Source organism: Litorilituus lipolyticus, from assembly GCF_006439335.1.
Lineage (GTDB): Bacteria > Pseudomonadota > Gammaproteobacteria > Enterobacterales > Alteromonadaceae > Colwellia > Colwellia lipolytica.
Window position 1 is genome coordinate 54,725 of record NZ_SAWY01000016.1, and the last position, 9,489, is coordinate 64,213.

General features: G+C 37.0%; 9 protein-coding genes. 5 read left to right on the top strand and 4 right to left on the bottom strand.

The genetic code is table 11. From position 1 onward, the window contains the following. Nucleotides 1-24: 24 nt before the first annotated feature. Nucleotides 25-309 (top strand): 2Fe-2S iron-sulfur cluster-binding protein, encoded by a 285-nt coding sequence (locus EPA86_RS07510; RefSeq protein WP_140602815.1) that lies wholly within the window; start codon nucleotides 25-27, stop codon nucleotides 307-309. A 7-nt stretch (nucleotides 310-316) separates the two neighbouring features. On the opposite strand, the gene EPA86_RS07515 is transcribed toward EPA86_RS07510, so the two are convergent. Both EPA86_RS07515 and EPA86_RS07520 read right to left on the bottom strand, forming a co-directional pair. Next, nucleotides 317-1,369, bottom strand: coding sequence for a DUF481 domain-containing protein (locus EPA86_RS07515; protein ID WP_140602816.1), 1,053 nt, complete (start codon nucleotides 1,367-1,369; stop codon nucleotides 317-319). A gap of 110 nt (nucleotides 1,370-1,479) precedes the next feature. Then, on the bottom strand, nucleotides 1,480-2,604 hold the full coding sequence (locus tag EPA86_RS07520) for a DUF481 domain-containing protein (protein ID WP_140602817.1): 1,125 nt from the start codon (nucleotides 2,602-2,604) through the stop codon (nucleotides 1,480-1,482). 302 nt (nucleotides 2,605-2,906) lie between these two features. Between EPA86_RS07520 and glnA the strand changes: the two genes are divergently transcribed. The 4 genes from glnA to glnG all read left to right on the top strand — a co-directional run bounded on the left by glnA (nucleotide 2,907) and on the right by glnG (nucleotide 7,760). Next, complete coding sequence (gene glnA, locus EPA86_RS07525) at nucleotides 2,907-4,313, top strand: glutamate--ammonia ligase (protein ID WP_140602818.1); 1,407 nt, start codon at nucleotides 2,907-2,909, stop codon at nucleotides 4,311-4,313. A 240-nt stretch (nucleotides 4,314-4,553) separates the two neighbouring features. After that, nucleotides 4,554-5,072, top strand: coding sequence for a DUF4124 domain-containing protein (locus EPA86_RS07530; RefSeq protein ID WP_140602819.1), 519 nt, complete (start codon nucleotides 4,554-4,556; stop codon nucleotides 5,070-5,072). Nucleotides 5,073-5,248: 176 nt separating this feature from the next. Further along, complete coding sequence (gene glnL / locus EPA86_RS07535) at nucleotides 5,249-6,325, top strand: nitrogen regulation protein NR(II) (protein ID WP_140602820.1); 1,077 nt, start codon at nucleotides 5,249-5,251, stop codon at nucleotides 6,323-6,325. A gap of 31 nt (nucleotides 6,326-6,356) precedes the next feature. Then, the gene (gene glnG, locus EPA86_RS07540; RefSeq protein ID WP_211664914.1) at nucleotides 6,357-7,760 is read left to right on the top strand and encodes a nitrogen regulation protein NR(I); all 1,404 of its coding nucleotides are present in this window, start codon (nucleotides 6,357-6,359) and stop codon (nucleotides 7,758-7,760) included. A 4-nt stretch (nucleotides 7,761-7,764) separates the two neighbouring features. Here the strand turns inward: glnG and EPA86_RS07545 are convergent, their stop codons facing one another. Together EPA86_RS07545 and epmA are read right to left on the bottom strand one after the other, a co-directional pair. Continuing rightward, entirely contained in the window at nucleotides 7,765-8,157 is a 393-nt protein-coding gene (locus EPA86_RS07545) for a MerC domain-containing protein (protein ID WP_140602822.1), read from the bottom strand. A gap of 128 nt (nucleotides 8,158-8,285) precedes the next feature. Further along, nucleotides 8,286-9,263, bottom strand: coding sequence for an elongation factor P--(R)-beta-lysine ligase (gene epmA / locus EPA86_RS07550; RefSeq protein WP_140602823.1), 978 nt, complete (start codon nucleotides 9,261-9,263; stop codon nucleotides 8,286-8,288). Nucleotides 9,264-9,489 lie beyond the last annotated feature (226 nt).

Consider the following 9,489-nt stretch of genomic DNA (forward strand, 5'->3'; position numbering starts at 1 on the left):
TATTAACTTAGGAGGTTTACGGGAATGAATAACAATACTAATACCATCAGTATTACTTTTTTATCAAAGCAGAAAAATATTCAGGGAAATAATAACACTGTTATTTTAAACCAAGGAGAAAAAGCAGGGCTTATTTTACCTCACTCATGTTTAAGAGGGCAATGCGGTCGCTGTAAGGCGAAACTTATATCAGGCGAGGTGAAGCAATTAAAAACAGACGGTTTAACTACAGCAGAGCAAGAAAATAATTATATATTACTATGCTCATGTATTCCGCTAACTGATGTGGTTATAAAGCATGAAAGCTAGCTTTCACTTAAAAGTCATAACCTAAACTTATGAGTAGTCGATAATCATTTTTCTTGGGCGTATTATCTAAAGTTGATACTGGCTTAGCAACACGATCTATATAAAGCATCAGATCTACATCAAAATTCTGTGTAAACTCAAATTCATACCCTGTTTTTAAATGGTGGTTTCTCGCACCAGCATCATCATCAACAAATTGTATTTGGTAGTCAAAAACAAAGTCTGTTACTTTTGATACGGTATATTCAAATAACGTACTTAAACTGACCACCTTACTTCTAGTACTTTCATTTGCTTGGCTATACTTTGTTTCTTGATAACTAGGCCCTGCTGTAAAATCCCACAGGATACGCTTACTATTAATAACGTGGTACCCCAGACTTAAACCAAATGTGTTTCGGTTATCAATGTTTTGCTGAATATCACTGAAATTTTCATAATCTATCGCCCGAAAAAATATTTCACCACTATAAAACCAGTCAAGGTAAGCCGTGAGTCTTTTCGAGTTACTTAAGACTTCACTCTCTTCTTCTTGTGTCGATTTACTGTAATTAAAAATAAGATCTGAACGGAATCGAGTAAACGGTGTTCTTCGTTGCACCATCACAGTAGAAAAATAATCTAACTTTTCTACATTACCAGCGCTTACATCAATACCAAGGGTTACTTTAGCATCCCATAAATCAATTCTTCTTTCTGCAGAAGAGGTTATTGATAACAGTTCAGATAGTGAATAATGTACTTCCTTCCCCTGACTGAGCAAGGTAAGTTTTCCATTCTCAACAATTAGAAAACCCTGTACAACTTGTCCATTTGATAAACGAATACGCTGATCAAAACGACTTCTTAATACACTAACGTCTTCCCAATCAAAAGTAAGTATACCAAATTCGTCACTTTCAAACTCGAGTTCATCATCGTACATAGAGATGATATCACCCTTTAACCACTCATCAGAATTGAGCTTAAGCCAATCATATTTTTGGTTGAAAATTGGCGTAGGATTTTGCCAAGTTAACTTTTCTGTTTGGCTCTCACTTAATGAAGCAAAAGAAATCATTATAAGAAATAAAGCGCTTAAAAAGCGAAAAATGCGTATCACGTGTTATCAAAACCCAAAAATAGAAACAATAAGCAGCATTACTTCTACTATTTTAATTACCAGCTAATTTAAAAATCATACCCTAAACTGACCACTAAACGGTAATCATTCTGCTCAGGAATGTTTCCATCTGCATCTGCTCTTGGCTTCTCAGTTCTATCAGCATAAAAGGTCAAATCAAGATCAAAATCACTTGCCAACTCTATTTCTAAACCTGTTTGAAAGTGGTGAATATAATCACCCGACGCTTCATCCACAAACTGAATATTATATGAAACATCATAATCAATATCGCTTGTCACTTCATAAGTAAAATCAGTACCTAATATCAAGCCTGGAGAGTTTTCTTTGTCCTTTTCACCGGCTTGAACTTCTTTAAATGATGTTGTTTGATAACTTGGACCAGCATTAACATCCCACGATGTTCGACTTGTATCAATAAGATGATAACCTACAGCAACACCATAACGGATCCTGTGTTCAATATTTAAAAACTCATCAGAAAAATATTCAAAGTCCATTGCTCTTAGGTAAATTTTTTGACTAAAAAACCAATCATAAGTTGACGTTAAACGATCACTATTTGCAGTGACAATTTTCTCTTCAGTGTCTTGATCTTCGTATTTACTATAATTGGCCGTGTAATCGGTTTTAAAACGGCTACTAGCACTTCTGCGTTGTACGCCAGCTGTGAAAGTATAATCAAATTGAACAGTATTACCTTCTCTTAAATTAATACCAATATTAATATATCCGTCCCAAAGATCCCTTTCATTTTTCCCTGACGATGCAATAGAAAGTAAGTTAGCAATATCAAAATGAGTCGTCTTACCATGCTTAACGAGGCTTAATTGACCGTCCTTAACAACTAAATAACCCTCGGCAATAGTGCCATCAACTAAACGTATGCTCTGCCATGATTTACTTCGAAGTTCAGCAACATCATCCCAATCAATGGTTTGTAAGTCTAATTCATCACTATCAAATTCAAGCTCTTCATCGTACATGGAAACAATGTCACCTTTTAACCACTCATCAGAACTAAGTCGAAGCCAATCATATTCTTGCTCAAATATTGGCGTTGGTTTTTCCCAATCGGCTTTAACTTGTTCTGCTTTAGCAACATTAGCTGATAAAAGTAGGAGACATATAATGGAATATTTTAAATATGATTTTTTTGAAATAACTTTCATGCCTTTAGACTTCCTGTGCGTTGTCGAGATTCATAGCTAAATAGTTAAAGTTAATAATATATCAAGCTTCAAAGAGTTTAAAAGAAATAAAAATAGTTAAGGAATTCTTAAGAATTTGTTCTATAGTATGAAGCTATTAAATACCTTATGCACCACTTTAGTACAACAAGCGCACCAACAATGTGCAACACCATAGAGTGCGAGCACTCAATCTATTGATATATAAAGAATTAACTATTGGCACGATAATAGCTAATTAGGAACCAATACCAAATTTGAAATAACCTCACTGGAGAGACAATATGTCACAAGCAGTATTCGATTTAATTAAAGAGCACGATGTAAAATTTGTAGATCTTCGTTTTACAGATTCAAAAGGTAAGGAACAACACGTTTCACTTCCTCACCACCAAGTTGACGAAGATTTCTTCGAAGATGGTAAAATGTTTGATGGCTCTTCAATTGAAGGTTGGAAAGGCATTAATGAATCAGACATGGTACTGATGCCAGATCCTTCAACAGCTATTTTAGACCCTTTCACTGAAGCTGTAACATTAAACATTCGTTGTGATATCGTTGAACCCACTACTATGCAAGGTTATAGCCGTGACCCTCGTTCTGTAGCTCATCGCGCAGAAGAGTACATGCGTAGCACAGGTTTGGCTGACACCGTATTAATTGGACCTGAGCCAGAATTCTTCGTTTTTGATGATGTACGTTTCCACACTGATATGAGTGGCTCTTTCTACAAAATCGATGATAAAGAAGCTAAGTGGAACTCTGGTACAAGCTATGAAGATGGCAACACAGGTCATAGACCTGGTGTTAAAGGTGGTTACTTCCCGGTTGCACCAGTAGACTCTTCGCAAGATTTACGTTCAGCAATGTGTTTAGTTATGGAAGATATGGGCTTAGTTGTTGAAGCACATCACCATGAAGTAGCGACTGCTGGTCAAAATGAAATCGCTTGTCGTTTCAATACAATGGTATTAAAAGCTGATGAAGTACAAATTTATAAATATGTAGTTCATAACGTTGCCCATGCATACGGTAAAACAGCAACCTTTATGCCTAAGCCAATTGTAGGTGACAACGGTACTGGTATGCACGTACATCAATCTTTAGCTAAAGATGGCGTTAACTTATTCTCTGGTGATAAGTACGGCGGATTATCTGAAATGGCGCTTTACTACATCGGTGGTATTATTAAGCATGCTAAAGCATTAAATGCATTTACTAACGCTTCAACCAACTCATACAAGCGTTTAGTTCCTGGTTTCGAAGCGCCAGTAATGCTTGCTTACTCAGCTCGTAACCGTAGTGCTTCTATTCGAATTCCAATTGTTCCTTCACCAAAGGCAGCACGTATTGAAGTTCGTTTCCCTGATCCAACAGCTAACCCATACTTAGCATTCTCTGCAATGTTAATGGCTGGCCTTGACGGAATCAAAAACAAGATTCATCCTGGCGATGCTATGGATAAAGATTTATACGATTTACCAGCTGAAGAAGCTGCTGCAATTCCTCAAGTTGCGGCTTCTTTTGAAGAAGCTTTAGATGCATTAGAAGCTGATAAAGAGTTCTTAATGGAAGGTGGCGTAATGGACAATGATATGATTGATGCATACATCGCCCTAAAGCGTGAAGAAGTAGAGTTACTAAACTCAACGACTCACCCAGTTGAATTTGATATGTACTACAGCGTTTAATTAAACACTGAATATATAAAAGCTCACTTCGGTGGGCTTTTTTTATGCTCTATAAATCAAAGCGATAACCATCGGTTGGATTAGTGCAAAAGTATTCTTATGAATTTGTAAGTACACTTGTAACATTTAGTAGTAAAAATAATTTTTTTTGTATAAATTATAGTTATATACTTAAATAAGGGCAGCGTATTTCGCTTTTGCGTTGTATAATTTCTAAAGGATTAAGAATAGTTAACTTTTATGACTAAATATTTATTCATTACGCTTTTACTCACATCAATGGTAGCCTCTGCTTATCAGAGCTCCGCTAAAATTTATGTGTGGCGAAATGAAAAAGGTGTTTTAGTTTTTTCCGATACGCCCCGACCTGGTGCAGAAGAGGTAAAAACTAAACCTGGTAATGTCATAGAATCAGCAACATCTGTTGATACTGAAGTTCTAGATATCAACCCCCATCAGTTTGAAGAAACTTATCAAGTGGTTATTAATAACCCACAAAACAATGCAACCATTCGAGATAATACTGGCTCAATATACATTAGTGGCGGGATTAAACCTCAGTTTAAGCAAGGCTTTAAGGTTCAGCTATACCTCGATGGTAAACCCCACGATAAACCACAAATACATTCTATGTTCTCGCTACGTAATATAGATAGAGGCGAACATAAAATAAAAATGGACTTACTCAATGAAAAGGGCAAGGTTATTGCATCATCAGAGTCAGTAACATTTTATATGCACAGAGCTTCGGTAAATTAATTTTTACTCTTTTGATCGTTTTAACTTTTATTCTATATAAAACAATCAGTAATAAAAAATATTCGATAAATCCATTTTCAAAAAAGCCAGCAATTAAAATAGTTATCAAGTAAACTAAAATCATACGCACCAAAAAGGTGCAATGTTTTCATACTTTATTTTGATTGGGCTTAATCATGCAAAAGCGTCAGCTGATACAAGAACAAAAGAAGATATACCAACAAGCTCTAGCCAGCCAGTTGGTGACAGCAGTTATCATTCTTAATCAAGATTTAAATATCGTTTACTTAAATCCATCAGCAGAAGCACTACTTAATAAAAGTTTAGCTAAGCTATATCACTACCCAGCAGATTACATCTTTGCCAATACCACTATAAATAATAAAAGGTTGAAGCAATTATTAGCCTCAGGGCAGGAGCTTACCGACAGCGACATAGTAATTGAGTTTAGTGAAAGTCATCGATTTACCGCTGAAGTAACGGCGTCATCTGTTGAGTTTGATCAAAAGCCGCATGTACTACTTGAACTTAAGCAAATCGATCAACAAAAACAAATAAGCCTAGAAGTATTTCAACACCAGCAATGGGTTGCAGCACGAGATTTGATCAAAGGTTTGGCGCACGAAATAAAAAACCCATTAGGTGGGCTACGTGGAGCGGCGCAATTACTTAACCGAGAACTCAATACTGAACAGCAAGAATATACTAACATGATCATCGAACAGGCTGACCGACTAACCAATCTCGTTGATCGACTTTTAGGGCCCAATCAACTACCACAAATAAATCAAAACAACATACATTCTGTTTTGGAAAAAGTGTGTCAGGTCATCAGTTTCTCAAACGAGAAACAGATTACTCTTGTCAGAGATTATGACCCATCCATTCCATTGATAGAGTGTGACCAAGAAAAAATACAACAAGCAGTATTAAATATCGTCAGCAATGCCATTCAAGCAATAGAAAATGATTGTTCTATTACATTAAAAACACGTATTGCCAGTAACAAAACTATCAATGGTAAGCGAGTAAAACTCACTGCCCAAATAAGTATTATAGATAACGGGCCAGGTATTCCGCCTCATATTCAAGATACACTTTTCTACCCTATGGTTTCAGGTCGCTCTAATGGTACAGGTTTAGGGTTATCCATTTCTCAAACATTAGTGAATCAACATCAAGGAAAGTTATCTTGTCATAGTCGCCCAGGACACACAGAATTTGTCATTCTACTGCCCTTAACACAACAATAATTAACAAAGCACCTTCATACATAAGAGAGATATAATGATCACAGAACAAGTTTGGATAGTTGATGATGACAGCTCTATTCGCTGGGTACTCGAAAAAGCATTTGCGAATGCCAATATCAGTACGGCATCTTTTGAGAGTGCGGAAAACCTACTTATAGCACTAGATCATGGGCAACCTGAAGTTATCATTTCCGACATACGCATGCCTAATATGGATGGTATGGAGCTCCTACAAAAGGTTAATAAGCAACATAACACTATTCCCGTTATCATTATGACTGCCCACTCGGATCTAGACAGTGCAGTTAATGCCTATCAAGGGGGGGCGTTTGAATACTTGCCAAAGCCATTTGATATTGATGAAGCCATCACTTTGACTAAGCGCGCATTAACTCACGCTAGGGAGCAAAATGCTAAGAAACAGCAAGAAAAACAGTCCCCTGTTACTGCTGGCCTAATCGGTGAAGCACCTGCAATGCAGGAAGTTTTTAGGGCCATCGGCCGATTATCCCGTTCAAGTATCAGTGTTTTAATCAATGGTGAATCAGGAACAGGTAAAGAGCTCGTTGCCAATGCGCTTCACTCGCATAGCCCAAGACAAGACGCACCTTTTATTCCCTTAAATATGGCAGCAATACCTAAAGATTTAATTGAGTCAGAACTTTTTGGTCATGAGAAAGGCGCCTTTACTGGGGCAAATTCGGTTCGACAAGGTCGGTTCGAGCAAGCGCATGGTGGTACCCTGTTCCTTGATGAAATAGGCGACATGCCACTCGATATTCAAACACGCTTATTAAGAGTCTTAGCCGACGGTCAATTTTATCGCGTAGGTGGGCATTCCCCTGTACAAGTAGATGTTCGAATAATAGCAGCTACCCACCAAAACTTAGAGGAAGCCGTTAGCAAAGGCGATTTTAGAGAAGATTTATTTCATCGACTCAATGTAATTCGTATTCACTTACCTAGTTTACGAGAGAGAAAGGAAGATATTGAGCAGCTATGCCAGCATTTCCTAAAACAGGCTGCCGATGAACTCAGTGTTGAGGCTAAAACAATCAGTAAATCTGCAAGTAACTATTTAACTAACTTTTCTTGGCCTGGCAATGTAAGGCAATTAGAAAACACCTGCCGGTTCCTTACTGTCATGGCTAGCGGACAAGAGATATTATTAGAGGATTTACCGGCTGAATTAACCGAGGATGTTACAACTCATTACTCTGAAATCACCACATGGCAACTCGCATTAGCTCAATGGATTGACAAAGAGCTCACTCAAGGTCGTAGTGCAATCTTAGATGATGCATTACCCGAATTTGAAAAGATAGTGCTTGAAAGAGCCCTTAAATTTACTAATGGCCATAAGCAAGAAGCAGCAAAAAAATTAGGTTGGGGTAGAAATACCTTAACGAGAAAATTAAAGGAACTTAATGGCTAAAATATTATTGTTCAATAGCTGATTGACAGTCATCGTCAGTGCAATCTCTACAATCATTACACAACTTAATATTAATAAAATGTGCTGCAACGATGAGACTTGCCCCAGTAAGGATAAACAGCGGCTGAACTTCACTAGTAAAGTCATGCTTAATCCAGTAGATCGCTACACCAAGGTAAAGTAAATAGAAAGGATACAAACGCTTATGATAACGCTTAAAGCCTGAAAAAAGCGCTATTGTGCCTAGAGCTGCGGTGAGCAATAGGAAAATATGCTCCCAAGTATGATCAGCTAAAAAGCTCAATCCCATTAATGGCAGAACAGGCAATAATATAGGCAACAAAATGCAATGCAGTGCGCATAAAGATGTTGCTGTAATTCCTATTCTATCTAACATTATATTGGTTACCTTTAGCTCAAAATTTTTGAAAGCAATTATACGCTCTCAAGAGGAATGAGATAATATCACAATTGATATATTATAACATTAGTCGCTCGACAAATTTTTTCAACTAAATTTAGCTATTATGCATTCTCTATGGAAAAAGTGAGAACATCCTCAATATTTTGTGTCTGTAGCGCAAGCATAACTAATCGATCAATACCCAAAGCAACTCCGGCGCACTCAGGTAGTCCACTCTTTAAAGCAAAAATAAAGTGTTCATCTATCGCTTTACTTTCGAGCTTTGATTGTTCTCTAAGCTTGTTATCTTGCTTAAAACGCTCTAGTTGAATTATTGGGTCGATTAGCTCATCAAAGCCATTTGCTAACTCTATACCGTGAAAATAGCACTCGAAACGCCTTGCTACTCTTGGATCTTCAGAGCTTAATTTGGCTAGTGATGCTTGTCTTGCTGGAAAATTATAAACAAAATATGGAACATCACCCCCTATGTGTTGCTCTATTATTTCACTGAAAATGAACTGTAATAAGGTATCAATATTCACTTCTTCATTTAGCCAATCACTTAACTTATCATGTTCTTTTATAACAGCGAGAAGTTCATGACGATCTGCGACAAGTGGGTCGATGTTTACATACCTTTTAAATAGCTCTTGATAAGTTACAAAAATCGGCTCCTGGCATTTTAAAATTGTGGCGAGTAAGTCAGACACTTCCTTCATCAAAGCAAAGTGATCGAACCCCTTTCTATACCATTCCAACATAGTAAATTCTGGGTTATGGTGGCTGCCAAATCCTTCATGACGAAATGATTTACATATTTGGTAAATATCGCCATATCCTGATGCTAACAGTCGTTTCATATGAAATTCTGGCGATGTTTGTAAATAAAGTGTCTGGCTGCAGTTCACTGCGCTGTTACTTAAATAATCATATTGACACTTTATTCCTTCTAAATGTACATCTGTAACAGTCCCTTGAGACAATGCAGGTGTTTCAACTTCAACTACGTCACGTTCTGCAAAGAAACCTCTAATTTGCTTTATTATGTCCGCTCTTTTTTTTGCGTGTTGCCATGATAGTGTAGGCTGCCAATTCATATAAATATCTCAAGATTTTTTATTACTTATATCATAAATACCCAAAAGGGAATTTCACAATGCGAAATGATATCTTACCGGTTAGCGCTTGGTAAACAATAACGCTTTTAACGGCTAAAATATCTTTCTTACTGGCACAAAAAAGGCCGCTTTCGCGACCTTTTTCAGTGTGTTCTAAAACTTAGATATTAGTCTAAGATTGCAGATACAACACCAGCACCAACAG